This is a genomic window from Methylobacillus glycogenes JCM 2850 (assembly GCF_000617925.1).
GTDB classification, from domain to species: Bacteria; Pseudomonadota; Gammaproteobacteria; order Burkholderiales; family Methylophilaceae; genus Methylobacillus; species Methylobacillus glycogenes.
The window spans coordinates 171,300-197,316 of sequence record NZ_BAMT01000003.1; the positions used below are offsets into that span (position 1 = coordinate 171,300).

Below are 26,017 nucleotides of genomic sequence, written 5' to 3' on the forward strand. Positions count from 1 at the left end.
TTCCTATAGCAAGTGGCTGGCCGTGGGGCCTTCGATATGGGGCTTGTGCTCGGTGGCCGAGTGCAGCGGATGGCCACCACTGAGCTTGCGCAACAGCACATAGAACACCGGGGTCAAGAACAGGCCAAACAAGGTCACACCCAGCATGCCGAAGAACACCGCAATGCCCATGGCATGGCGCATTTCTGCCCCCGCACCGCTGGAGGTCACCAGTGCACTACACCCATGACAAAGGCGATCGAGGTCATGAGGATGGGGCGTAGACGCAGGCGGCTGGCTTCAATCGCCGCCTTGACGATGCTGGTGCCCTGTAGTTCCAGTTCACGCGCAAACTCCACAATCAGAATGGCGTTCTTGGAGGCCAGACCCACCAGTACCATGAGGCCAATCTGGGTGAAGATATTGTTATCACCCTTGGTCAGCCAGACCCCGGTCAATGCCGCCAATATGCTCATGGGCACAATCAGAATCACCGCCAGAGGCAAGGTCAGGCTCTCATAAAGGGCCGCCAGTACCAGGAACACCAGCAGCACGCTGATGGGGAACACCCAGATGCCTGCATTACCCGCGATGATTTGCTGATAAGTGAGGTCGGTCCACTCGAACTTGATGCCGGGTGGCAAAGTCTTGGCTGCCACTTTTTCTACGGCTGCCTGCGCCTGACCAGAAGAATAGCCAGGGGCAGGGCCGCCGTTGATATCAGCCGCGGTATAGCCGTTGTAGCGCACCACCATTTCCGGGCCATAGGTCGGGCTGACCTTGACCAGCGAGGACAGCGGCACCATGTCACCCGCATTGTTACGGGTCTTCAGTTGCAGAATGTCCTCGGCCTTGGCGCGATAAGGCGCATCAGCCTGGGCACGTACCTGGAACACACGACCAAAGCGGTTAAAGTCATTGATATAGAGTGAGCCGAGATAAATCTGCATGGTGTCGAATACTTCCGTCACTGGCACACCCAGTTGCTTGGCCTTGGCTCTATCCAGATCCACATTCAATTGCGGCACGTTGATCTGATAGTTGGAGAACATAGGGCCAAGCTCTGGCGATTTTTGCGCTTCTTGCATAAAGGCATTGGCGGCAGTGTTCAGCTCGGCATAACCCAGCGCACCTCTATCCTCAATCTGCAATTTAAAGCCGCCTATGGTGCCCAGGCCCATCACAGGGGGTGGCGGGAACACGGCAATATAGGCATCCTGAATCTCGGCAAATTTCTTGTTGAGTTCAGCCGCTATCGCACCCGCAGAAAGCTCGGCAGTCTTGCGCTCGTTAAAGGGCTTGAGCGGGGTGAAGACAATGCCAGCGCTGGAGCTGTTGGTAAAACCATTGATGGAAAGCCCAGGGAAGGCCACTGCATGTTCCACACCCGGTTGTTGCAGTGCAATCTCGCTCATGCGGCGTATCACTTCCTCGGTGCGTTCCAGCGATGCACCCGCAGGTAGTTGGGCAAAGCCCACCAGATACTGCTTGTCCTGCGCGGGCACAAAGCCACCCGGCACTGCCAGCGACACAGCAACCGTCAGGCCCAGCAACACGGCATAGACACCCATGGCCGAAGCCTTGCGGTTGATGATGCCTTTGACCCCCTTGCCATACTGATCAGACGCACGGCTGAATAAACGGTTGAACCTGGCAAAGAAACCGCCCAGCCATCTATCCATAAAGCGTGTCAGCCAGTCCTTGGGCTCATGATGGCCTTTTAGCAGCAATGCGGACAATGCTGGCGACAGGGTCAGGGAGTTAAAGGCCGAGATGACGGTGGAAATCGCGATGGTCATCGCGAACTGCTTGTAGAACTGCCCGGTGAGGCCAGTCATAAAGGCCAGTGGCACAAACACCGCAATCAGGGTTAAAGCAATGGCGATGATGGGGCCAGACACTTCACGCATGGCCTGATAAGTGGCATCACGTGGGGTCAAGCCGGCACTGATGTTACGTTCCACGTTCTCGACCACAACGATGGCGTCATCGACCACGATACCAATCGCCAGCACCATGCCAAACAGCGACAGTGCATTGATGGAGTAGCCAAAGCCCAGCATCAGCGCAAAGGTGCCGATAATGGAAACTGGCACTGCCAGCAGTGGAATAATCGAAGCGCGCCAGGTTTGCAGGAACAGAATCACCACCAGCACCACCAGGCCTATGGCCTCCAGCAGCGTGGTGACTACCGCATGGATACTGGAACGCACAAATTGCGTAGGGTCATAGACGATGTCGTAGGTGACGGATTCCGGGAAATCAGCCTTGAGTTCCTGCATGGCTTCGCGCACGGCGTCAGAAATCGCCAGCGCATTGGCACCCGGTGCCTGGAAGATAGGAATAGCAACCGCAGCTTTGTTGTCCAGCAGCGAGCGCAAGCCATATTCCGAGGCCGCCATTTCTATGCGTGCTACATCGGATAAACGGGTAATACCCCCATCGCTAGAGGTCTTGAGTATGATGGCGCCAAACTCTTCCTCGGTCTTGAGTCTGCCCTGGGCATTGACCGAAAGTTGCAGCGGCACGCTCTTGGCATTGGGCGAGGCGCCTATGATACCGGCGGCCACCTGCACGTTTTGCTCACGTATGGCCTGCACCACATCAGAGGCGGTCATATTGCGCTGCGCGACCTTTTGCGGGTCCAGCCAGATACGCATGGCGTAGTTGCCGGAGCCAAACAGGCCGACTTCACCCACGCCCTGTATGCGCGCCAGCCTGTCCTTGACATTAATCACGGCGTAATTACGCAGATAAGTCATGTCATAGCGGTTATCCGGCGAGGATAAGTGCACCACCATGGTCAGCGTGGGCGAGCTCTTGAGCGTGGTCAGGCCCAGGCGTTGTACATCAGGCGGTAAGCGCGGCAAAGCCTGATTAACGCGGTTCTGCACCAGTTGCTGCGCCTTGTCTGGGTCTACACCCAGCTTGAAGTTAACGGTGATGGTGAGGTTGCCGTCGCTATTGGCCTGCGACTGCATGTAAATCATGTCCTCAACGCCGTTGATGGATTCCTCCAGCGGCGAGGCCACGGTTTCTGCAATCACCTTGGGGTTGGCGCCAGGATATTGCGCGCGCACCACCACAGAAGGCGGCACCACTTCCGGGTATTCGGAGATAGGCAGCTGGAACATGGCCAAGGCGCCGCCCAGCAGTATCAGCATGGATAGCACGCCCGCAAAAATCGGGCGGTCTATGAAAAATTTCGAGATATTCATTGTGTGTTTACTCCCTGGTGGGCTTTCTTTCTAAACTCAAGCCTGAATGCCCTTGACCTTGCCAGGCTGGGTGCGGAATGACGCCTGACGCTTGCTGGGGCTGGTCTCAGTGTTGGACTCGGCATTGGCATGCGGCTGGGACTGGCTATCCTGCTCCAGCGCTTCGCTACCTGGCATGGCGATCTGGTGCGGGTTGACCTGCTGACCGGGGCGTACGCGTTGCAAGCCATTCACCACAATGCGCTCACCTGCCTTGAGGCCGGACTCCACCACGCGCAAGCCACTTTGCTGCGCCCCTATCTTCACCTCGCGGTAATTGGCCTGGCCTTTTTCATCCACCACCAATACATAGCGCTTGTCTTGATCGGTACCCACGGCTTTTTCGTCTATCAGCAAGGCTTCATGCTGGCTGCCACTGCCCAGGCGTACACGTGCAAACAGACCGGGCAACAGGCTGCCATCGGTGTTATCAAATACTGCACGCACACGGATAGTGCCGGAGGCAGTATCCAGGCGGTTATCCACCGAGCCTATATGGCCCTGGCGGCTATAGCTTCTTCATTGGCCAGGCCCAGCAAGACCTTGAGCCCTTGCTGCTTGTTGCCCTGGGTTGGGCTGATGAATTTGAGATAACTTTGTTCATCGACTTCGATGGCGGCGTAGATATTGGCGGTGGAGACCAATGTAGTCAGTGGTACTGAGCTGGCACCAGCAGAAACAATATTGCCCAGCGTAACTTCTGCGCGCGAGATACGGCCGCTGACCGGGGCGGTGATGCGGCTATATTCCAGATTGAGGTTGGCGGTTTGCAGCTGCGCCTGGGCGGCGAGCAGGGCGGCCTTGGCTTCCAGCGCGGCATTGCGTTTTTCTTCAAAGTCACGGCGTGCAATGGCGTTGTCACCGATCAGGCGCTGTGCACGTTCCAGATCATGGCTGGTGTAATCCACCCTGGCTTCGGCGCTGCTGACCAGCGCCTTGCTGCGGGCTACTTCCGCTTCAAATGGACGTGGGTCTATGGTGAACAAGGTGTCACCCTTGTTGACGGTATCGCCATCCTTGAAATGAATGCGCGTCAGCGTGCCAGAAACCAGCGGGCGTATCTCCACGCGGTTGACGGCCTCAAGACGGCCGGAATAATCCTGCCAATCCGTCACCAAACGGCTTTCAACCGCAGCCACATCCACACTGGCAGCTGGGGCGCTGGCCGGAGCTTCGGCATGAGCCTGTTGTTGCCCGGTCTGGCTCACCAGTATGCTGCCGCTCCCTATGAGCAACGCGGCAGCGATCATGGCGACAATTTTTTTCTTGCGTAATGGTTCAGTCATGATGGTCCTTAAATTTGAGAATAAGAGTCTTGAGGTTCTATAAAATCGGCGATGGATTGCTTGGCCTGGCGGCGCAGGAAGTCATTGACCTCACGCAGCAAGGGCGCATGGGTATGCAGTTCGCCATGCTTCACCCCGGAATAGCGGGCCACTTGGGTGGAAACCCCGGCATCTATCAGTGCCGCGGCGTATTTCTCTGCCTCTATATGCAAAACATCGCACTCGGCGGTGGCAATAAAGGCGGGTGGCAGGCCCGCCAGGCGCATGCATTCCAGCGGCGCGGCGTAAGGGTGCATGCGTTGCATGCTTTGCGGCAGATATTGCTTGTAGCGTTGCGCGCATTGCTGCTCGGTGAGGTCAGAGTTCAACTTGCGCGCATCGCCCAGCCTGGTCATGCTTGGGTCCAGCATGGGGCCTATCAGCACTTGTGCGCCCAATGCCACTTCACCACGGTCACGCGCCATCAGCGTCAGGCATGCGGCAATATTGCCGCCAGCATCATCGCCCGCCACGATCAAAAGCTCAGGCGCTGCGCCCAGCTTTTTGGCATTGCGTTTGGCCCAAATTGCTGCGGCATAGGCTTCTTCTGGCGCTGCCGGGAAAGGGTGCATGGGGGCAAGTGAGTAACCCACAGATAACACCAGGGCCGGGCAATGGCTGGCAATAAAGTGTGCGGGAAATTCCGCATCATCCAGACTGCCACCACTAAAGCCACCGCCATGGAAATACAGCACCAAGGGCAGCTTGTGGCTGCTGGTGCCGGGTCGGTACAGGCGCACGGGTAGTGCGGCGCTGGGGCCGGGGATAATGAATTCTTCGCTGGTGAATGCACGTTTGAATTCAGATGTGGCGGGATTCACCATAGTGATGACAAGCCCTTAATTGGTAGTGACGATGGGCTGCATTCTGGTCTGTTTGAAATAAAAGATAATCCCCGTGATATCGATAACACTATTCCGTATCTATGAACAATGGCTATGTGAATACTTGGGATTGTTTTTAAAGCATTGATTTTTATGAATGAATAATCCTTGGGGATTTGACGTGCACTATGTGAAATCACCAGGTTTTAGCTCGAGATTTTTATTAAATAGTTGGTACTTCGTAAATAATCCATTGCCTTTTGCAGCACTGTTGGCTATTTTGTAAACAATCAAGCAGCGGGGATGGTGCAATGGACAGATTTCAGGCAATGAAGGTATTCACAGGCGTAGTTGATGCCAATAGCTTTACGCGCGCCGCCGATAACCTGGGGCTACCGCGCACCACAGTGACCACCACCATACAGGGGCTGGAGAGCCTGCTGCAGGTACGCCTGCTCAACCGCACCACGCGCAGACTTAGTGTCACGCCTGATGGCGCGGCCTATTACGAGCGCTGTATGCGGATATTGGCAGAGGTGGAAGAAACCGAAGCCTTGTTCAGCAACGTCACGCGTGGCCCCAAGGGCAAGTTACGCATCGATGTGCCGCCCTCCATAGGCCGTTTGATCATTATTCCCAAGCTCTGCGATTTCTATAGCCGCTATCCGGATGTAGAGCTGGTGATAGGCATGAGTGACCGCCCGGTGGACATGGTGCAGGAGGCGGTGGATTGTGTAGTGCGTGTTGGTGACCTGCAGGATTCCAGCATGGTGGCGAGACGCATAGGCGCGTTTGATATCGTCACCTGCGCCGCGCCGCGCTATCTGGAACTGCATGGCGAGCCGCAAAGCATAGAAGACCTGGAACAACATCATGCCGTGCATTACTTCTCCAGCCGCACCGGGCGCAATATGGACTGGGATTTTGTGGTGGATGGCGAGGTGCGTGAAGTTGAAGTGACCGGCACGGTGGCAGTGAATGATGCGGAGGCTTATGTAGCATTGGCGCTGCAAGGTTTTGGCCTGATTCAGACCGCGCGTTTCATGGTGCTGAAGCAACTGGAGTCAGGCGAACTGCGTGAAGTCCTGCCGCAATGGCAGCCTTCCAGCGAGCCTATCTCAGTGGTTTATCTGCACAATCGCCATCTTTCACCCAAGGTACGGGCTTTTGTGGACTGGATAGCCGAGCTGTTTGGTAACTGCCCATTGCTGGGTGGCACCAGCCAGGAAATGCGCGATGAGGAATGCCGCTTTGCCTGCCAGCAAGAGCAGGGCACCACCATGCGTGAAATCATAGAGCGCAACAATCAGGCAGAAGCGATTTTTTAAGCAGGGTTTTGGTCTAGTACTCGGCTTAGTACTTGTATGAATGCTTGGCTAAGTACTGGACTAAGAACTAGATTAATGTGCCTTGGCCAGCGCGGCGTATTCGCGCCGCACCACTTGATAACACTCGCAAGCCTTGAGTTCCAGCCCGTCACGGTCGAGGATGGCAATATGCCCACGGCTGTAGCGAATCAGGCCTTCGCGCTGCAGCCTGCCTGCGGCTTCCGTCACCCCCTCGCGTCTCACCCCCAGCATGTTGGCAATCAGTTCCTGTGTCATCAACACCTCGGCGGTTTCCAGCCTGTCCAGGCTTAGCAGCAGCCAGCGGCATAGCTGCTGCTCCAGCATGCAGTGGCGGTTGCATACTGCCGTCTGGGTAATCTGCGTAATCAAGGCATGGGTATAGCGCAGTAGCCTGGTGGCCAGGGTAGGGCTGGCATGGAATAACTGACGTAGCGTGCTAGCCTTGAGCCTAAAGCCATAGCCCGCGCTTTGCACCACGGCCCTACAGGTAGAAGAGGCACTGCCGAGGATGATAGGGGTACCCACCATACCTTCGTTGCCGATCACGGCAATTTCGGTACTGGCTCCATTCGTCATGACATAGAGCAGGGAAACAATGGCATTCAGCGGGAAATAAGCATACTTGAGGGTTTGCTCAGGCTCGTACAGTACATCGCCAAGCTGCATCAGCACGGGTTCTAAACAGGGAATCAAATCAAAGGCATCCTCAGGCTTCAAAGCACCGATCAAACTGTTTTTCTGCGGACTGAATGGAATGTCCATACGCGCTGCTAACCTGATGTCATGTCTTTGTTCTAGAGCTCAGTATATGCGCATTATTGAACTGTGAACCAGACCTGACTTTAAATTAGTCCGATCGGCCTAATTTCGCAATATTTTCCTATCAATCAGAACCTTATGTTGGTTATCGCACAGTATGGGCTTAGGCCCAAGCGCATTCTCATTTCACCCGGCGCTCATAGTCGGGAGAGGAGATGTTTCTGAAGGTATACACGTAAAAGGAAACGATGATGAATAACGTTAAAGTAATTTTGTGTGGGGCACTGCTCGCTGCAAGCAGTGGCGTTAATGCTGCAAATCTGGTGGTGAATGGGGGCTTTGAAGCGGACACCATATCCGGCGCATATGAACAACTGGCGGCGGTGACTGGTTGGACCTCAGATGGGGTGTTTGAAATTCAGCGCGGCAGCGATTTTGGTGGCTGGCCACAATTCAATACCGCCTATGAAGGGCAGCAATATCTGGAATTGAATTCCACCAACCTGACCTCGATCTGGCAGGATCTGGGCACTACTACAGGGCAGCTTTACAATCTCAGCTTTGCCTATTCTGGCCGTTCAGATACTCCAGGCCAGCTCAATAGTGCATTAGAGATTTACTGGGGTGGCACGCAGTTGCTGTCAACTTCAGTGACTTATCATAGTGACTGGGTGGAATACCACTTCACAAATCTGCTAGCCACCAGCAATTCCACCACACTCAAATTCACCTCCATAGAGCCACAGAATGCGCCATCCTATGGCTCATTCCTGGATGGTGTTGTGGTCACTGCCGTACCAGAGCCTAGCACCTTTGGTATGTTGGGCCTGGGGATAGCTGTGATGGCCTATTTAGGCAGACGTCAGCGCCAGCACAATTTGTGCTGATTTGCTGAACAGGGGGAAAAGCAAGCCTCATCAAGGCCAGGCAGTATGCCTGGCCTTTCTATTGCTGGAGTTGTAATGACATCGCTACAAAAATAGCGTTGGTGTGGGGTCAAGGTTAGGCAGAAAAGTCGGGAGCAAGACGTGCGCGTATCGCCGCCACCTCACGATAAGAGCGCAGCCTCACCTCATGATCAAATACATGTCCGGTCACCATCAGCTCATCCGGCGCGAGTTCTGCCAGCAGCTTGCGCAGCCCGGCTTCCACAGTCGCGCTGGAGCCTACAAGTGAACAGGCCAGCATGCGCTCCACTCCTATTTTTTCTGCGGGTGCCCAATATTGCTCTATATCCTTGATAGGCGGCGGCAATTGCCCGGGGTGGCCACGGTGCAGATTGGTAAAGCCTTGCTGCTGTGAGGTAAACCAGTATCTGGCCTCCTCATCGCTATCAGCCACCAGGATATTCACCGTCACCATGAAATAAGGTGTTTGCAGCTGGGCCGAAGGCCGGAACTGATTGCGGTAAGTATCCAGTGCCTGCAGCAAAAAGGTAGGCGCAAAGTGCGAGGCAAAGGCAAAAGGCAGGCCATTGGCGGCAGCAAACTGGGCACCGTAGAGGCTAGAGCCAGTATCCACAAGGGAATATCCAGACCTGCACCCGGCACTGCGCGCACGGCTTGCCCAGGCTCAGCTTCAGCCAGGAAGTGCTGCAACTCTGCCACCAGTTCGGGGAAATCCTCGCCATGGGTTGCCAGGTTGCGGCGTAAAGCACGTGCGGTCGCCATATCGCTGCCAGGCGCACGGCCCAGGCCCAGGTCTATACGGCCGGGGTAGAGTGAGGCCAGGGTGCCAAATTGTTCTGCAATTGCCAAGGGCGCATGGTTGGGCAGCATGATGCCGCCAGCGCCCAGGCGGATTTTCTGCGTCTGTGCGGCCACATGGCCTATCACCACCGAGGTAGCGGCACTGGCAATGCCTGGCATATTGTGATGCTCGGCTAGCCAGTAACGCTGGTAACCCAGGCTTTCGGCCTGCTGCGCCAGGCTGACAGAGTTGCTGAAAGCCTGGGCAGGTGTGCTGCCCTGGACGATGGGGCATAGATCGAGCACGGAAAACGGAATCATGATGAGGACTTCAAGTAAAGATAAAGGGATGCAGCACTGACCATCAAAGTGTCAGGTCGTTCTCAGGATTGTTCTCAGGAATGAAGAACGCCCTAGCCACTGCCGCTTGAGCCTTGCCGTGATATTGCGTTCAGGATGCGGCCGGGCTAATGACCACAGAAGCAGCGCTACGGCTAGCAGGCCCATGAAACACCGCTTCAATATTATTGCCATCAGGGTCCAGCACAAAAGCAGCATAGTAGCCCGGGTGATAAGGCCGCTCTCCAGGCGCGCCGTTATCGCGCCCTCCCGCTGCCAGTGCCGCACGGTGAAATGCCTGCACGCTGGCCTGGTCCGCAGCCTGTAGGGCCAGATGGATACGGGTAATGTAGTCATCGGCCTGATTCACAAACAACTCATCGGCATAGAAAAAGCCTGGGCCTTCCTGCAAAACCTCAGCATGCCCCAGCGCACTCAGCACTGCCTGATAAAAGCGTTTGCTGGCCGCAAGATCAGCCACCCGCAAATGCACATGATCCAGCAATCTGCCTCTGTGAAACTGCATGTTATTCTCCTGTTGCAATGATGTTGATGCCAGCCCAGCCGCCCTGGCGGCAGGAAGTTGGCTGTTCTAGCTTTAGAATTTCAGCCACAACCGAACATCTGCTGTGCAATATTGTCTGTGAATTTTAGGCTTGTGTTTTCCATACACGTCACCATTTAAAAGCCATGCTAACCTTTGATAATCGATTCCTCAAGGAACTCCCCGGAGACCCGGACAGCAGCAACCAGCTGCGTCAGGTGTTTCATGCCTGCTGGTCACGCGTAAAGCCCACGCCAGTTTCTGCGCCCAAACTATTAGCCTGGTCGGATGAAATGCGCCAGGCGCTGGATTTAAGCGAAGCAGACTTGCAGTCGCCCGAGTGGGTGAATGCCTTGTCAGGTAATGGCCTGTTGCCGGGCATGGAGCCTTATGCCATGTGTTATGGCGGACACCAGTTTGGCCATTGGGCCGGGCAATTGGGCGATGGCCGTGCCATCAGCCTGGGGGAAGTGGTTAACCGTCAGGGCCAGCGTTGGGAATTGCAACTCAAAGGTGCGGGGGTAACGCCTTATTCGCGCATGGCTGATGGACGTGCGGTGCTGCGCTCATCACTGCGTGAGTTTCTCTGCAGCGAGGCCATGCATCATCTGGGCATTCCCACCACGCGCGCACTGAGCCTGGTGCAGACCGGGGATTTTGTTATCCGCGATATGTTTTACAACGGTAATCCGCAGGCAGAAAAAGGCGCGATAGTCTGCCGGGTTTCGCCTTCGTTTACGCGTTTTGGCAACTTTGAGATTTTTGCCATGCGCGAAGACAAAGCCACCTTGCAGCAATTGGTGGATTTCACTATCAGGCGCGACTTCCCCGAACTGGCCGATTACCCTGAACAAGAACGCCTGGCCGAATGGTTTGCGATTGTTTGCAGCCGTACTGCGCATCTGGTGGCGCAATGGATGCGCGTGGGCTTTGTGCATGGCGTGATGAATACCGACAATATGTCCATACTCGGCCTGACCATAGACTACGGCCCTTATGGCTGGGTAGATAATTTTGATCCGTCCTGGACTCCCAACACCACCGACGCGGCTGGCCGCCGCTACTGCTTTGGCCGTCAGCCCGATATCGCGCGCTGGAACCTGGAACGTCTGGCGCAGGCACTTTATACCTTGCAGCCCGAGCGCGAGATTTACGACGAAGGCCTGATGCTGTTTGACCAAACCTATAATCGGCAATGGGCGGGCATACTCGCGGCCAAGTTTGGCCTGGGCCAGTGGCGCGATGAACATGAGGCTTTGGTCAACGAGGTGTTTGACCTGATGTTCCACGCCGAGGTGGACATGACAGAATTCTTCCGTCAGTTAGCTGAGATAGAGCAGGATAATCCCAACCTGGAAACCCTGCGTAGCGCGTTCTACAGCGAGGCCTTGTGGCAGACCTTCAAGCCCAGGTTTGAGCTTTGGTTGCAGCAATATGCGGGCTGGCTCAAGCAAGGCGGGCAGACCGATGCCGCAAGAAAGCTAGCCATGAACCGTGTGAACCCACGTTATGTGCTGCGTAATTATTTGGCGCAACAGGCCATAGACCTGGCCAATCAGGGTGATACCAGCCTGGTGGAAGAGTTACTGCAGGTACTGCGCAAGCCTTATGAGGTTCAAGCAGGCAAGGAGCATCTGGCTGGGCTGCGCCCGGATTGGGCCAGACACAAGGCGGGTTGCTCCATGCTTTCGTGCAGCTCCTGACCTAAGCTTTGTTGGCCTGGTGTATGCCTCACTACCATGAAGTGTGATGTTCTCGCTGCCTTAGTAAAGCTGCATCCTCAAAGTAATCGAGCGATGCCGCTATATCCCGAATTGTCTGAGCTGCAAGCATTCCCTGCCAGCGACAAGTTTTGATAAGATGCCGCCCTCAATAAAAAAGGGGGTTCACATGGCAGAAAAGCGCAAACCAGACAATATGGTCATTCTCGACAGACCCATGATCTCTGTGGAAACCACGGAATATCATGAAGTGAAAATCACTGTAGTGGGCATGGATGCCGCCATGGAGCAGATCCGCCAGCAAGAACTAGTGATTCCGCTGGAGTGTGCAGGGCAGGTGGGGCAATTTCTGACGCAGATTGCGGGGCAAACTGCTGATAAATCAGCAGCTTAAAGGCAAATAACCTTAGCTTCTATTTTACTATAATGATTTAATTGACTATTTAATATTAAATAGTCAATTAAATTGCGCTAACATTCTCCTACCATCTTGTAGGAGAGTGAAATGCGCTTAGCACCCTTACGCCAACATTCAGCTTATCTACACCCTCATGGGGTGATACACATTGCGGGTCATCTGCTTGCATGTGCGTGCATTTCGAGCATATCAAGACGCGATTTTCTTGCATGATGACCGTATATGCGATTGAGCGTGGCGGTGAGCCATGGCACCGAGACCAACCCAGCCTACAGGCGGTTCGCATTGTCGTAGCTAGTCCCAACATTTAGTGCCTGCAAACTAAACGCCAATTTCAACCTGAGTGCATGTGGGATTTAGCGCCAGCTTCCACATCCTTTGACCGACTAGTTGAGATGTATTTTGATGAATTGTATTCCCCCTATTGACGCCATGTACGTTCGTACAGTAAAGTCAAGACATGGGACAAGACAGAGACTTTGAGTACCTGGGCAAGATCCAGGACTATTTCGCCGAGCACAAGACGCTGCCGACTTTTAGTCATGTGGCGCAGTTGCTTGGGTTTAAATCCAAGAACGCGGTGACTTCTTTTGTTGCCCGGCTCAAGCTACAGGGTTATATCGATTATGCCCCTGACAAGCGCCTCAAACCCGGCAGGCGTTTTTTTGAGCGCATCATTGCTGAAAGCACCGTACAGGCTGGTTTTGCTACCCCGGCTTATGGTGACAGCCTCGATAGCATGGGTATTGATGATTTTCTCATTGAGAAGCCCTCGCAAACGGTGTTGATCACCGTGCGTGGTGATTCCATGAAAGATGCTGGCATTTTCAATGGGGATACGGTGATTGTGGAAAAGCGCTCATTCGCTAATCTGGGTGATATCGTTGTTGCCATTCTCAATAATGAGTTCACGCTCAAAACCCTGGGCAAGGAAGACGGCAAGTTTGTGCTGATCCCTGCCAATAAGGATTTCCCGGTAATACGCCCTAATGGCGATTTTGAGATTTTTGGCGTGGTGGTAGGGCAGTTCCGCAAATACAACTGAACGGCCTGACATGTTGAAAAGCTAGTTTCTAAAAGGCTAGCTTTTCAAAGCGCTGGGAATGATAGGGCAAAAGCTCATAGGCACAATATTCACCAGGTTGATGCTTGGAATATTGTTCTAATTTTTCTCTCAATGAGCTTTGTCTCCCAGTACTTGCGTGCTTATTCGGAGTAAATGTCGGCTAGATCCATTCCGGCTTTCCATTGTGACGCCAATTGGTAAGCCGTGTCCTGTTCAGCCATCGTCATACTATGAGCCAGATCCGCGCGGGATCTCGCTGCTGATTGCTGGCCTTTTCTAAAGGCTAGATCAAACCATGCGTAGGCAATGATCTTATTAGTTTTGATCGATGCATAGCCATCCCGGTAAGCAACACCGAGAAATTCTTGCGCATCAGGCTGTCCCTTTACTCCGGCTTTTTTAAGCCACTTCAGCGCCAGTTCAGGATTAACGGGAACGCCATGTCCATAGAAATACGCTTCGCCAATGCTGGCCTGTGCCTTGAGATCATTTTGTGCTGCCGCCATGGCATACCATTTGAAGGCGAGCTGTAAATCAGTTTTAACGCCTCTGCCAGAACTGTACATCCAGCCCAAAATTTGCTGTGCATGCGGATCGCCTCCTTCAGCACCCAATTGATAAAGGCGATAGGCTTCTTTGGTATCTGTTGTGATGCCTCTACCAAAATAATAAGACTCGGCTAGATTAGTCTGGGCAGCCGCCATTCCTTGCTCAGCTGCTAGTTTGAACAGCTCATTGGCCTCATGCACATTTTCCTTAATACCCCAGCCATTGAGGTATAAAACCCCAAGACCATTTTGTGCTGATGTGTAGCCAGCACCGGCAAGGACTTGTAACAACTTTGCGGCTTGTTGATATTCCTTCTTTGCGACCAGCATTCTTGCCAATCTTAGTTGACCGTTGATAGCACCTTTCTCGGCAGCAGCCTGGTAGAGAGCGAAAGCCAGTTGGGTATTGATTTCAACCCCCAAACCATATTCATACATATAACCAAGGTCAGCTTTTGCATAAGCAGACCCACGTTCTATGGCGTTATAAATCCAATCTCTGGCCAGTAAATAATCAGGGTTGTAGTCATCAAGAAGATAGTGTTCCCCCAGCAGTTCCTGTGCATGAATATTTCCTTTAGTCGCAGATTTTGTAAGCCATTCCACGCCTGCATCTTCATCTTTTGAAACACCATTGCCAAATAGATAGGATTTACCGACTTGGAGTTGCGCACCCGAATCACCAGCAATAGCAGACTTCAACATAAGATGCCATTGAGTCTGCTGATTTAATGGATTTTCAGCGGCTCGCGAGGGAGTAATGCAAGAAAATAATACAAATAATGTGCTGATTATTTTGGCGCTAAGACCATGGGGGTTATGGTGTTTTACATGCATGATCAGAATTAATAATGATTTATTTTTATGAAAATTGATTTTCTTACACATACAAAAGCAAATCAATCAGTGCATGAGTGGCTATTGTGTTTTTCCCATACTAAACGCACCAATTTATCCCCATATTAATATTATGCGTTTGTTTTCAGCTTGCAGTAGGGAAAGCAGGGTTATGGTCATCACGCCCATGGTCGTGTACATGTCACGGCTAGCCTTTATCTTAAAATTAGACCGTAAGATGAGCAGCGCCAGTATGGTTTGCCTAAAAATAAGGCAGGGTCATTTCTCTTTCTGCCATCAGCCACTTAAAGCAGCGCTCCCCAGTCTGCCCACATGGTTATGCACAGATTTTGTGTACGTCAGACACAGCGCTGATTCAGTACTGGAGCCAATGTCAAGCTCATGACTCCTGTCCGCTGACCTGCATGCGCAGCATGGAAGGAGTCAGCCCGGTCCAGCGCTTGAAGGAGCGGCGGAAGTTGTTGGCATCGTGGAAACCCAGGTAAGCCGCAACCTGATCATTGTTGTAATCATGGCCCTGCATGAGTTGCAGGGTGACATGTACGCGTACCTGATCCAGCTCGGCCTGGAAGTTGGTGTGATGTGATGCCAGGTAACGCTTGAAGGTGGCGGGACTCACGCCAAAATCGGCGCTGGTTTGCTCCAGGGTCGGGCTGCTGCGGATATGCCTGAGCAGATAGTCATAAAGCCTGGCCAACAGGCTCATGAAGGGCTGTTGTTGGTGCGCCACCGCAGCCGATACGGCGATATCACTGCCTCTAGGCCAGGGTTGTGTCAGATATTCCACAGGCAGGCTCATGGCATCCATCTGTTGATTGAAGTGCAGCTCTTGCCCAAGGTGCACGAAATATTGCTCCTGATAGGCGGGCGGGGTGCGGTTGAAGCTATAGCGCCAGGGCAGCTTCTGACCGCTCAGCCAGCGGCACATGCTGGTGACTGCCGTCATCATCATTTCCACCACAAATCCACGCAAGCGCGGAGTGACATAGCTTTCGGTCCAGTGCAGGGTCACCTGGCCTTTGTGCTCCAGCAGATGCGGCGCAAGCAGCGGGCTGAGCCTGGCCTGGCTATCTATCAGTATTTGCAAGGCCTGGCGCAGGTTGCAGGCATGCAGCAAGCCATGACTGAGATCGCCATAATGGCCAGGCAGCAGTTGCTGACCCAGCATAAAGCTGGTGTCGTTGGCCGCCAGGCTGTTTTGCAGATTGTTGAGTAATTGCAAGTATTCCACAGGCTGATCAGGGTGGTGGGAGCCAGTATGCTCAGCTCTGTCAGCGAGGTTTTATGCAACAGGTCCTGCGCCGCCATGTCACGACTGCGGCCATATTCAAGCAACAGGGCAGCCTGGTGCCGTGCCGGGATAAATGCGCTGCCAGGCAGATAGTAATTGACACCGGATTTGTCGCTGTAACACATGGGGGGTGATTACGCCTGCAATTTGCTTGCCAGCATGGCTGAAAAGTCAGGCGAGTTTTGTTCTGGCAGCCTGGCCGCCTGCTCTGCACCATCAGCTCTAGTGTGACCGCCCGCATGGGCCTCTGTTCTCACAGGAATTTCCAATGAAGCATTCATGCTCGCTAACAGTTGTGTCGGGTTCTGATCGGCTCTGGCGCATACGCTTCTCGCAGACAGCGCAATGACTTGTGAACCATCGCGTACATGATGCGCCAGCGAGGCAATGGCGGTTTGCAATTGCCTTGCCGTGGCATGGGCCTGGCTTGCATTCATGGCGGGCAACAAAATGGCAAACCTGTCGCCTGCATAGCGACACAGCAGGTCTTGTGGCCTGAGGTTAAGCAGTAACAGATGGCTGATCGCCTGCAGCAAGCGGTCGCCTTCCTGCTGTCCGTGATCGCGGTTGATCTGCTGGAAGTTATTGATATCCAGTAATACCAGCATGCCGGCATCGCCTGCTTGCTGTTCCAGTCTGATCTGTTCATGCAGATAGCTGGCATCGGCCAGTTGGGTGATACGGTCAAATGAGCGGTGATCGCGGAACAGGCGTTCGCGTTTCTGCATATGCTCGTTCAGCACGGCCTGCTCCTGGCGCCAGTAGTAAAGACCTATGGTGACGATCAGCATGCCCAGCGGCATTAAGGCTTCAAGCGCGTTATCCCAGTATTGACTGGCGGGGATGTGATAGAACTCATCCATGCAATCGGCCCAGGCCCCCAGCATTAGTGTAAGCAGGCCTCCTGCCAGCATACGCGTGACTCTGCCCCCAGGACGGCTGTTGATGATGAGCAGCGCCCAGAGGGCAGCAAGGATGGCGGTGCCGCCCTCGCTAATAATGTCCATCCAGTTCCAGTCACTGAAGGCGAGTGCCTGGCCCAGGCTGGCGTAACAAGCGCCCGTCGATACGAGCAGGGTGAAGATAAACAGCAGGCTGCGTGAGCGCAAATGCATGGTAAGAGGGAGTCCGGTGTCGAGTTGTGACCATGCTAGGGCGCAGCTGTGACAGAACGATGATGATTTCTGCCCTGAATGCCAGGGGGGGTGCGATTGGCTCACTGATGCTGGGGCTGCTACGCACACTCAGCAGGATGGCGACACGATTTGCCTTTTTCATCAAGGGGATGGCATGGCTAGCTCACAGTCCTAAAAGCTCAGCAGTCAGTACAATCCAGGGTAAATCACTGATTTTGATAGCGATGTGGCAATAGGTGTCACGCAACTGACATCAAGCCTGGTTAGCGTGTGCGGCATTCGATACAGATTCATCAAAGGGGAATGTCGTGCAGCACAAACATCAAGTAAATCCTGGCAAGGCCCGTTGTGGCCTTCCTCTCAAGCGCATAGCCGCTGCCATTGCGCTCATGGGCGGTCTGGCACCTATGAGTGTCATGGCTGCCAGCACCACACTTGCCGAAGTCGGGACGCTTAATCAGGGCCAGGGAAAAGCAGACAAGGCCGGGCCGGTGCAAGTGGCAGAAGCAACACAAGTCGCACAGGTCGCCGAAATGACTCTGCCTGTGGTATCTGTCGTCGGTCAGGCGGCCAGCCTGGATAGCGCACTGGATGTACAGCAGATGTCAGACAATATTGTCAGCGTGGTACACGCCGATGATATAGGTCAGTTGCCGGACAACAACGCGGCCGAAGCCTTGCAACGCATTCCCGGCATCTCGGTAGAGCGTGACCAGGGTGAAGGCCGCTATGTGCGTATCCGTGGTTTGGGCCCAGACCTGAATACGGTGACAATCAACGGCAGCCTGGTGCCTGCGCCTGAGAGCGACAGACGCGCGGTGTCTCTCGATGTACTGCCTGCAGGGCTGATTCGCTCACTGGAGGTTTCCAAGACCTTGATGCCCAGTCAGGATGCCAACTCCATAGGGGGTACGGTGGAGGTCAAAACCATCTCGGCTTTTGATCACCCTGGGCAATTTTATTCGCTAGAAGCGGGTGCTTCACATGACAGCAATACGGATCAGGAAAGCCCCAACTTTGCTGCCGCCTGGAGTGATCGCTTTCTTGATGGCAAGCTGGGGATTGCGGTAGGGGTGAATGCCTCCAAACGCAAATTCGGTTCTGATAATGCCGAAACTGGCGGTGCCTGGGATTTCTCGGGCCCACAACCCGCATTGGAAGAGTTTCAGCGCCGTGATTACAGCATCACGCGCGAACGCCAGGGCGGTATTTTCAACCTTGATTACCGTCCTAATGCCCAAGAGTCCTATTACCTGCGCACGCTTTATAGCCGCTTTACTGATAACGAGGTACGCCAGCGCCACGACATAGCCTTTGACAGCCCGCAACGCGCAGGCGAAATTGGCGTTTCTGAATCCTCACGCGAGTTGAAATCGCGCGAGGAAACCCAGGATATTGCCTCGGTGGTGCTAGGGGGCGAGCGCTGGATAGGCAAGAACTGGAAAGTAGCAATGGCATTGGGGGCCAGCCGTGCCACCCAAGACACACCAGATGCCATAGACGCAGCCAAGTTCGAGTCTGGTCAGAGCTATAACTCTGGCTACTCCAGTGGCCGCGTGCCCAGGCTGATAGGTGATTCCAGCATCAATAATGCCGCCGATTACGAGCTGGATTCCATAGAACTTAGCATGCAAAAGGCCGTGGATAAGGAGCGTAATCTCAAGGTGGACATAGACCACAAGTGGACGATATTCGGCCTCGATTCCGAACTCAAGTTTGGTGCCAAGGCCAGCCGACGCAAGAAAACCAATGAGCTAACCGCCTGGGAAGTGGATGGCGGTGATTTTGGTAATCCAGCCCTGAGTGGTTTTGTCGGCAGCAATGTGGATTACCAGTTTGGCAACTTCGGCCCCGGCATCAGTCGCTCGGCGGTCAAGAACTTCCTCTCCGGCGTTAATCTTGCTGATTACATCAATGAGGAAGAATCCAATATCAACGATTTCACCATGCGCGAAAATATCAATGCCGCGTATGCCCAGAACACGTTCAATAGTGGCATGTGGCTTATTTTGGCAGGCGTGCGTCTGGAACAGACCAAATTCAGCGCCAATGGCACTTCGGCCACCGATGGCGATTTCAGTGCAGTCAGCGCCAAGAATCAATATCACCACTGGCTGCCTGCCTTGCACATCCGCCGTGACCTTGATGACAACACCACGATTCGTGCTGCGCTGACCCATGCCGTGGTCAGGCCCACTTTCGGCCAGTTGGCACCTGGTGTGGTCATCAATGGTGATGAAGCCGCATTTGGTAATCCTGAACTTGACCCCATGGAAGCACGCAACCTTGATCTGGGTATAGAGCAACGCATAGGCTATGCCGGGGTGCTGTCTGCCTATCTGTTCCACAAGGACATCAAGCATTTTGTCTATCGTACTGATATGGCAGGCACGGGCATGTGGACGAATTTTGCCCAGGCCGATACCTTTGCCAATGGCGATGCTGCCAGCGTCAAGGGTCTGGAATTGGCTTATTCGCAAAATTTCAGCAATATTCTGCCCGCACCCTGGGATGGCTTGCTGCTTTCGGCCAATGCCAGCTTTGTCAGCTCAAAAGCCAAGGTTGAGGGTTACCGTGATGGTGTGCTCAACAGTCGCAATATTGTACTGCCCAGTCAGTCGGATCGCACCATGAACCTGATCATAGGTTACGAAAAAGGCCCCCTGAATATGCGTCTGGCGGCCAACTACAAATCGAAATATCTGCTGGAAGTCACCGATATTGCCGATGAGCGCGGCGATCAATACGTCGATGCCCAGACCCAGTATGATTTTTCCGCACGCTACAATCTGAGCAAGCAGACCCAGCTGGCGTTTGAGGTGATGAATATCACCAATGAAAAATACTATGTCTATACCGGCAACCGCAGCTTCAATTCGCAATACGAATCCTATGGCCGTACGTTCAGGCTCAGCATGAAGATTGCCACTTTCTAGCCCGCTCAAGGCCGGAAACTGCGTGAGAAGGTGTCAGGCAGGTATTTTTATTTGCGACGGTAGATCAGTGCATGATGATCAGGACTGATAGGCCGCCGCCCAAATTGATAGGGCTTTACCCATGATGTTGCATACACGATTCAAACAAATAATGGTTTTCTTGCTGCTGCTTGCACCCATGCTGGCGCATCCTGCCAGCGCACGCGGGATTGGTTTTTTAGGCAAGCAGTACAAGGAAGTAGCCAGTTTGCCGGATGGCCGCTGGCTGGTGCTGGACAAGCACGCGCTACGACTGCTGGATGCCGAGGGCAAGACATTGCATAGCCTGGATGTACGCGCCGAGCATCTGGATACCCGTGTGATCAACAGCCAAGCTGGCGCGGAAGTGCAAGCCGTGGTGTTTGACGCTGACCAGCAGCAAAACTGGATATTGCAAGTAGAACCGCAGCAGATACGCATCAGCCGCAAGCTGACCCCTGTGAGTTTTGCCCTGCAAAGCCAGTGCCTGTATCGCGATGCCCAGCAACTCAGTCATTTATTCATGATTGCCAAAGATGGGCAGGCCGAACAGTGGCTGCTCTCGGGAAAAACACCAGTGAAACTGCGCAATCTGGCCTTGCCACCCGAGGTGGAATCCTGCCGTGTCGATGACAGGCAGCAGGCGCTCTACGTCAGCGAGGCCAGTTTTGGCGTCTGGCGCTATGCCGCCAATGGCGAGGGCATTCCCGAACGCACCCTGGTCGCTGGCCGCCAGCCGCGTGGTGAAATCACCGGGGAAGTCGGGGCTTTGGCCGTGCTGCCGCAAGGTCTGGCAGTGATTGATGCCGATGATGGCCGTATTCATCTGCTGGATGCACAAGCGCAGGTCACGCTGCATGACTTGCGCGTGCCCAATGCCCAGGCTTTGGCGCTGGCCGGGGATGCGTTGTTGGTACTGAATAATGTGGGCTGGCAGGCTTACGACTTGCAGCCACTAGGTTTGGGCCAGGCCAGCCTGCATCCGGCAACGGTCTCTAGGCAATTGCCGCTGATCATGCCCCGTGGCCAGACCGAGTCGGTGGCCCGCGCCGGGGATGCGGCCGATGACCCGGCTATCTGGGTGCATCCCACGCAGCCAGCGCGCTCGCGGATTATTGCCACCAACAAGAAACAAGGCCTGTTGAATTACAATCTGCAGGGCAAACAGGTGCAACTTGTCGCCGCAGGTCGGCTAAACAATGTAGACCTGCGGCAAAATATCCGCTGGCCTGGTCACAAACCCAGCGATCTGGCCATTGCCACCCAACGTGATGAAGCTGCCCTGGCGCTGTTTGCGCTGGACGGGCAGGGGCAGTTGCGCGATGTGGGCCGGATCAAGACTGGCTTGCGCGATATTTATGGCACTTGTCTCTACCAGCCGCCCGCAGGTGGCCTGGAAGTATTTGCCAATGACAAGGATGGTCGTTTTGAGCATTACCGCGTAGAGCCTCAGGCCCAGGGTGGCCAGGCTTATATGGGCAAGCTGTTGCGTACCTTCCGCACCGCCGGGCAACCTGAAGGCTGCGTGGCAGATGACCAGCAGCAACGCCTGTTCTATGGTGAGGAAAAGCAGGGCATCTGGACTATGTCAGCCAGTGCCGATCAGCCCAGTGAACCACAATTGATCATGCCTGTGGGCGAGCACCTGGTCGCAGATGTGGAAGGCATGGGGCTGTATCACGGTCAGAATGGCAGTTACCTGATTGCCTCCAGTCAGGGCAATAGCAGCTTTGTGGTACTGGACGCCAACGCGCCGTATGCATTTCGTGGTGCATTCCGCATAGGCATCAATGCCGAGGCCGGCATAGATGGGGTATCAGACACCGATGGCCTGGAAGTCAGCCAGGTCAATTTCGGTGGAGTTTACCGTCAGGGCATGCTGGTCGTGCAGGATGGCTACAAGCGCCTGCCGGATGGGGCACAGAACTTCAAACTGGTGGCCTGGGAAGATATTGCCCGTGCGCTGCATCTGCAATAAAGCCGCGGCGCAAGCAGACTGATCAAGCATGAGCCAGCCTGGCGTGTAAGCAGCTGGCATCTTTTGCCTCAGATCATCCCGGCACTGCCAGGCCCGGGATGATAGTCTGAAGCAGACTTCATCATGCCCAGCGCCCCAGGGCATGATGACCTGCTGCTCCGCAGTTATTCCCGTGCCTGTAAGGCCTTCCAGCCCAAATCCTTCATGCACAGCAGCAGGCCGCGCGTCGCCTTGGCGGTCTTGCCTGTCATATCTGGTGCGTGCGCTGGGCCTAGCTTGGCCACGCATTGATCCATATCCGCTTTCAGACCATCGGCTCCCTTGCCTATCTTCCACCAGGAGCTCACCAGGAAGATGTCCATGGGGTCTGTCACTTTCTTTTCTGCTTTATTTTTAGCTGAATTTTCTCCAGGTTTTCTCGCCTGTGCTGCACTGTCTGGGGTAGTGTTGCCAGTCCCAGGGTTGCCAGTCTCCGTCACACTCACAGTGCTGCTATTTGAGCTGTTCTTTACGCTGCTGGCAGGGGCGGGCGTGTCTTCGCTCACTGCCTTGCCTGCGCTTCTGTAGTCGTGCTGGAAAGAGGCCTGTATCACCGGGTCTTCATCATCCAGCGCCTCCTGCGGGTTGTGATAAATCCAGCCATTTTGTTCCATGCATTGCCCCAGCGCCGTTTCTGAAGATGTGTGCTGGCATTGCTGTTTGGCTTGCTCCAGATCGCGCGCGCTGGCACCACGTTTATAGGCAAATTCCCCACCACAGCCTGCCAGTAACAAGCTGCTGGTCAGCACTATAGATAGGGTTTTTTCGGCGGTTTTCTTCATGGTTTTGAGCTTTCAGGCTTTGCCTGCCTATACAGAGGACAGGGCGAAAGTACCACGCCAACTCCAGATGTCATGTACGCAATATGACGTATTTAAGCCTAGCCCTGCCGTGGCTAATCTAGCAACACGAAAGAGCGAGGGTGTTTCCAGCGTTCCAGTGATTGCAGTCGGTACTACACGGTTTTTGGTGAAACTTAAATAAAGGGGTAAGGAAATGAAATTCAAGATGAAGAAGTGTGCTGTGTTGGTGGCGCTGGCAGCTTCTGCTGCGCTGCCATCCATGAGCACACAGGCCGCAGGCACTATCACCTTCGGTGAAGATAAGTCCCTGAGCATAGGCTTGGGCATACGCACTGCATTCACCAGTGTCGAGGATGCAGCGCCAAATGGCAACTCCCGCTCCAAGGATTTTGATGTGGATGATGCGCGTATCTACATCAACGCTTCATTCAACAAATACATCAAGGGTACGTTCAATACCTTTACCACCACCAACTCGGCTGACGGCCAGGACAGCATCCGCACGCTGGACGCCTATCTGCAATTTGAATTCATGGATGAATTCAATATCTGGATGGGTCAATTGCTGCCTCCAACCGACCGTGCCAATCTGGATGGTCCGTTCTACCTGAATGCCTGGTCTTACCCTGGCGTGGTATCGCGTTACCAGAACAAGTTCGTCGGTCGTGATATCGGCGTGACGCTCTGGGGTAAGTTGCTGGACAAGCACCTAGTTTACTCCTTCGGTGCTTACGAAGGTAACCGTGCTTCTTCCTTCAATGGCAATAGCGCACTCAACCCCAATCGTTCCGACAACCTGATGTACAGCGGTCGTGTGCAGTATGACTTCTGGGATGCAGGTAACGACCCCGCTTACTACACCAGCAGCACTTACTACGGTAAGGATGTGCTCTCTATCGCCCTGGTCGGAATGTACCAGAAGGATGCTGTAGGCCAGGTTGGTGCTAGCGATGACTACCTCGCTTACAACATTGATGCCCTGCTGGAGAAGAAATTCACCGCTGGCGTGCTCAACGTTGAAGGCGCTGCTTACAAGTACGACTTCAGCAAGACCGCAGTTAACTCCGATGCCGCAGGCGCCAAGTCCGGCAAGGCTTACCTCGGCCTGGTTTCCTGGCTGTTCCCTGATGTTGTGGGTTGGGGCAAGTTCCAGCCGTATGCACGCTACCAGAAGTTCAGCGCGGATAGCGGCACCTTGTTCAACCCTGATGTTAAAGAGTACGACCTGGGCCTGAACTACATCATCGACGGTCATAACGCGCGTATCAGCACCGTCTACACCAAGACCAAGACTGAAGGCATCAGCGATATCGACAAGTTCACCGTCGGTTTGCAGTTGCAGTTCTAGTAGGGGGATGGCCGCCATCTCTGCATGGTGGCCATCGCAAGTTATTTAGTGATAGGAGAAGCATAGATGAAAACATTGATTAAGCTGGATTTCGATAAGCCAGCCTGGGAACAGGACGGTCAAATCCATAACCGCTGGCACCCTGATCTGCCATGGTGGCCATGGTCAAGCCCGGTGACGAGTTCCGCGTCGAGTGTATGGATTGGACTGGTGGTCAGATTGGCAACAACGACAGCGCCAATGACATCCGTGACGTAGACCTGCTGCAGGTGCATTACCTGAGCGGCCCGATTGGCGTAGAAGGTGCCGAGCCAGGTGACCTGATGGTGGTGGACATTCTGGATGTTGGCACCCTGCAAGATCAGCAATGGGGCTTCAACGGCCTGTTCGACAAGAACAATGGCGGCGGTTTCCTTACCGATCACTATCCGGAAGCCTCCAAGACCATCTGGGATTTCCACGGTATTTACACTTCTTCACGCCACGTTCCTAACGTCAAGTTCGCCGGCATCATGCACCCCGGTTTGATCGGCTGCCTGCCATCACGTGAACTGCTAGATAAGTGGAACAAGCGTGAAGCTGACCTGATTGCCACCGACCTGAGCGTGTGCCAGCGCTGGCCTTGCCACCTAATGAAAAAGCCGCCGTCATGGGCCGCCTGCAGGGTGAAGCAGCAGTGGCTGCTGCCAAGGAAGGCGCACGTACCGTGCCGCCACGTGATCACGGTGGCAACTGCGATATCAAGAACCTCACCAAGGGTTCGAAGATTTTCTTCCCGGTCTACGTCAAGGACGGTGGCCTCTCTATGGGTGACCTGCACTTCTCCCAGGGTGATGGCGAAATCACCTTCTGCGGTGCGATTGAAATGGCGGGTTACCTCGATATCAAGGTTTCCCTGATCAAGGACGGCGTCAAGAAATACGGCATCAAGAACCCCTTGTTCCAGCCTAGCCCATTGACCCCTAACTACCGTGACTTCCTGGTGTTTGAAGGTATCTCGGTGGATGAGCAGGGCAAGCAGCACTACCTCGATGTGCAAGTGGCTTACCGTCAGGCCTGCCTCAACGCCATTGAATACCTGAAGAAGTTTGGTTACAGCGGCGAACAAGCAGTTTCCATCCTCGGTACTGCGCCAGTTGAAGCGCATATCAGCGGTGTGGTCGATATTCCTAACGCCTGCGCCACTCTTTGGCTGCCAACCGAGATCTTCGATTTCGACCTCAAGCCGAATGCCAATGGCCCGGTCAAGATCATCACCGGCGATGTTGATGTTGCCAAGACTTCCTGAGTGTTTGATTTAAAAGCTTAAAGGGGAATAGCCATGCCTATGTATGAATACAGATGTGATGCCTGCGGTGTGTTTGCCGCAATGGGAAAAATGAGTACCTCCAGCGAGCCGACAGCATGTCCGGATTGCAATGAACTGAGCGAACGCATTCTTTCCGCACCACGCCTGGCCATTCTGGGCACGGCGCAACGAAGTGCGCATGAACGCAACGAGAAATCTGCCCATGAACCGTGCTGCCCGCCGCTCCAGCTGCGGTTGCACTGGGGGACATACCTGCGGTTCTTCCGCCACTTCAAAGAAAGCTGCTCAGGGAAGTAAGGCCAAAGAGGAGGAAGCCTATTGCAGATGCAAACCAAGAAAACAGCCCGCCCCTGGATGCTTGGACATTAGGGGTATTCAGCATCACGCGATGACTGCGTTGCGCCTCCTTGCCGTACCCACTTGTACTGTCTGCGTCGGCGCGCCTTGTCCTCACGTAATGCTGAACATCCCAGGGCAATGCTGA

20 protein-coding genes and 2 pseudogenes are annotated in these 26,017 nt (G+C 54.2%); 10 read left to right on the plus strand and 12 right to left on the minus strand.

Translation table 11 applies throughout. The features are described from left to right. Positions 1-3 precede the first annotated feature (3 nt). The 4 genes and pseudogenes from JCM2850_RS17745 to JCM2850_RS06965 all read right to left on the minus strand — a co-directional run bounded on the left by JCM2850_RS17745 (position 4) and on the right by JCM2850_RS06965 (position 5,385). Positions 4-3,197 (minus strand): annotated as a pseudogene (locus JCM2850_RS17745) (efflux RND transporter permease subunit). Positions 3,198-3,233: 36 nt separating this feature from the next. Further along, complete coding sequence (locus JCM2850_RS23365) at positions 3,234-3,722, minus strand: efflux RND transporter periplasmic adaptor subunit (RefSeq protein ID WP_267879246.1); 489 nt, start codon at positions 3,720-3,722, stop codon at positions 3,234-3,236. Positions 3,723-3,727: 5 nt separating this feature from the next. Continuing rightward, positions 3,728-4,522, minus strand: coding sequence for an efflux RND transporter periplasmic adaptor subunit (locus tag JCM2850_RS23370; RefSeq protein WP_267879247.1), 795 nt, complete (start codon positions 4,520-4,522; stop codon positions 3,728-3,730). 8 nt (positions 4,523-4,530) lie between these two features. Beyond that, on the minus strand, positions 4,531-5,385 hold the full coding sequence (locus JCM2850_RS06965; protein WP_025870755.1) for an alpha/beta hydrolase: 855 nt from the start codon (positions 5,383-5,385) through the stop codon (positions 4,531-4,533). A 311-nt stretch (positions 5,386-5,696) separates the two neighbouring features. Between JCM2850_RS06965 and JCM2850_RS06970 the strand changes: the two genes are divergently transcribed. Beyond that, positions 5,697-6,713, plus strand: a complete 1,017-nt coding sequence (locus JCM2850_RS06970; protein ID WP_025870756.1) for a LysR family transcriptional regulator — start codon at positions 5,697-5,699, stop codon at positions 6,711-6,713. Between the two features lie 72 nt (positions 6,714-6,785). Here the strand turns inward: JCM2850_RS06970 and JCM2850_RS06975 are convergent, their stop codons facing one another. Next, positions 6,786-7,496, minus strand: coding sequence for a Crp/Fnr family transcriptional regulator (locus JCM2850_RS06975; protein WP_025870757.1), 711 nt, complete (start codon positions 7,494-7,496; stop codon positions 6,786-6,788). 245 nt (positions 7,497-7,741) lie between these two features. Between JCM2850_RS06975 and JCM2850_RS06980 the strand changes: the two genes are divergently transcribed. Further along, a complete protein-coding gene (locus tag JCM2850_RS06980) occupies positions 7,742-8,380 on the plus strand; it encodes a DUF642 domain-containing protein (protein ID WP_081774987.1) in 639 nt (212 codons plus the stop codon). Between the two features lie 115 nt (positions 8,381-8,495). Here JCM2850_RS06980 and JCM2850_RS24255 read toward each other — a convergent pair whose 3' ends face one another. The 3 genes from JCM2850_RS24255 to JCM2850_RS06990 form a co-directional block, all read right to left on the minus strand. Beyond that, on the minus strand, positions 8,496-8,855 hold the full coding sequence (locus JCM2850_RS24255) for an LLM class oxidoreductase (protein WP_439645850.1): 360 nt from the start codon (positions 8,853-8,855) through the stop codon (positions 8,496-8,498). After that, positions 8,849-9,502, minus strand: coding sequence for an MsnO8 family LLM class oxidoreductase (locus JCM2850_RS24260; protein WP_439645851.1), 654 nt, complete (start codon positions 9,500-9,502; stop codon positions 8,849-8,851). The genes JCM2850_RS24255 and JCM2850_RS24260 overlap by 7 nt, the downstream gene beginning before the upstream one ends. Positions 9,503-9,632: 130 nt before the next feature. Then, positions 9,633-10,046 (minus strand): VOC family protein, encoded by a 414-nt coding sequence (locus JCM2850_RS06990; RefSeq protein ID WP_025870759.1) that lies wholly within the window; start codon positions 10,044-10,046, stop codon positions 9,633-9,635. A gap of 164 nt (positions 10,047-10,210) precedes the next feature. On the opposite strand from JCM2850_RS06990, the gene JCM2850_RS06995 reads away from it, so the two are divergent. From JCM2850_RS06995 to JCM2850_RS07005, 3 genes are all read left to right on the plus strand, one after another. Continuing rightward, entirely contained in the window at positions 10,211-11,767 is a 1,557-nt protein-coding gene (locus JCM2850_RS06995) for a protein adenylyltransferase SelO (RefSeq protein WP_025870760.1), read from the plus strand. Positions 11,768-11,954: 187 nt separating this feature from the next. Continuing rightward, positions 11,955-12,179 carry a hypothetical protein gene (locus JCM2850_RS07000; protein ID WP_025870761.1) on the plus strand — a complete coding sequence of 75 codons (225 nt, stop codon included), beginning with the start codon at positions 11,955-11,957 and terminating at the stop codon, positions 12,177-12,179. A gap of 484 nt (positions 12,180-12,663) precedes the next feature. Continuing rightward, entirely contained in the window at positions 12,664-13,248 is a 585-nt protein-coding gene (locus JCM2850_RS07005) for a LexA family protein (RefSeq protein WP_025870762.1), read from the plus strand. A 161-nt stretch (positions 13,249-13,409) separates the two neighbouring features. Here the strand turns inward: JCM2850_RS07005 and JCM2850_RS07010 are convergent, their stop codons facing one another. From JCM2850_RS07010 to JCM2850_RS17765, 3 genes are all read right to left on the minus strand, one after another. Further along, positions 13,410-14,705 (minus strand): SEL1-like repeat protein, encoded by a 1,296-nt coding sequence (locus tag JCM2850_RS07010; RefSeq protein WP_081774988.1) that lies wholly within the window; start codon positions 14,703-14,705, stop codon positions 13,410-13,412. Between the two features lie 349 nt (positions 14,706-15,054). Beyond that, positions 15,055-15,906, minus strand: coding sequence for an AraC family transcriptional regulator (locus JCM2850_RS17760; protein WP_148301212.1), 852 nt, complete (start codon positions 15,904-15,906; stop codon positions 15,055-15,057). Between the two features lie 194 nt (positions 15,907-16,100). Then, the gene (locus tag JCM2850_RS17765; protein ID WP_025870764.1) at positions 16,101-17,081 is read right to left on the minus strand and encodes a GGDEF domain-containing protein; all 981 of its coding nucleotides are present in this window, start codon (positions 17,079-17,081) and stop codon (positions 16,101-16,103) included. Between the two features lie 329 nt (positions 17,082-17,410). On the opposite strand from JCM2850_RS17765, the gene JCM2850_RS07030 reads away from it, so the two are divergent. Together JCM2850_RS07030 and JCM2850_RS07035 are read left to right on the plus strand one after the other, a co-directional pair. Then, positions 17,411-20,038, plus strand: a complete 2,628-nt coding sequence (locus JCM2850_RS07030; RefSeq protein WP_025870766.1) for a TonB-dependent receptor — start codon at positions 17,411-17,413, stop codon at positions 20,036-20,038. Positions 20,039-20,189: 151 nt separating this feature from the next. Next, complete coding sequence (locus JCM2850_RS07035) at positions 20,190-22,034, plus strand: phytase (RefSeq protein WP_051525303.1); 1,845 nt, start codon at positions 20,190-20,192, stop codon at positions 22,032-22,034. A gap of 164 nt (positions 22,035-22,198) precedes the next feature. Here JCM2850_RS07035 and JCM2850_RS20415 read toward each other — a convergent pair whose 3' ends face one another. Further along, positions 22,199-22,855, minus strand: a complete 657-nt coding sequence (locus JCM2850_RS20415) for a hypothetical protein (protein WP_025870768.1) — start codon at positions 22,853-22,855, stop codon at positions 22,199-22,201. A 214-nt stretch (positions 22,856-23,069) separates the two neighbouring features. Here JCM2850_RS20415 and JCM2850_RS07045 point away from each other — a divergent pair, with 214 nt between their 5' ends. The 3 genes and pseudogenes from JCM2850_RS07045 to JCM2850_RS20960 all read left to right on the plus strand — a co-directional run bounded on the left by JCM2850_RS07045 (position 23,070) and on the right by JCM2850_RS20960 (position 25,830). Further along, the gene (locus JCM2850_RS07045; RefSeq protein ID WP_025870769.1) at positions 23,070-24,224 is read left to right on the plus strand and encodes a putative porin; all 1,155 of its coding nucleotides are present in this window, start codon (positions 23,070-23,072) and stop codon (positions 24,222-24,224) included. Between the two features lie 66 nt (positions 24,225-24,290). After that, a pseudogene (gene fmdA, locus JCM2850_RS17775) lies at positions 24,291-25,512 on the plus strand (formamidase). Positions 25,513-25,551: 39 nt separating this feature from the next. Then, the gene (locus tag JCM2850_RS20960) at positions 25,552-25,830 is read left to right on the plus strand and encodes an FmdB family zinc ribbon protein (RefSeq protein WP_267879250.1); all 279 of its coding nucleotides are present in this window, start codon (positions 25,552-25,554) and stop codon (positions 25,828-25,830) included. Positions 25,831-26,017: the final 187 nt, after the last annotated feature.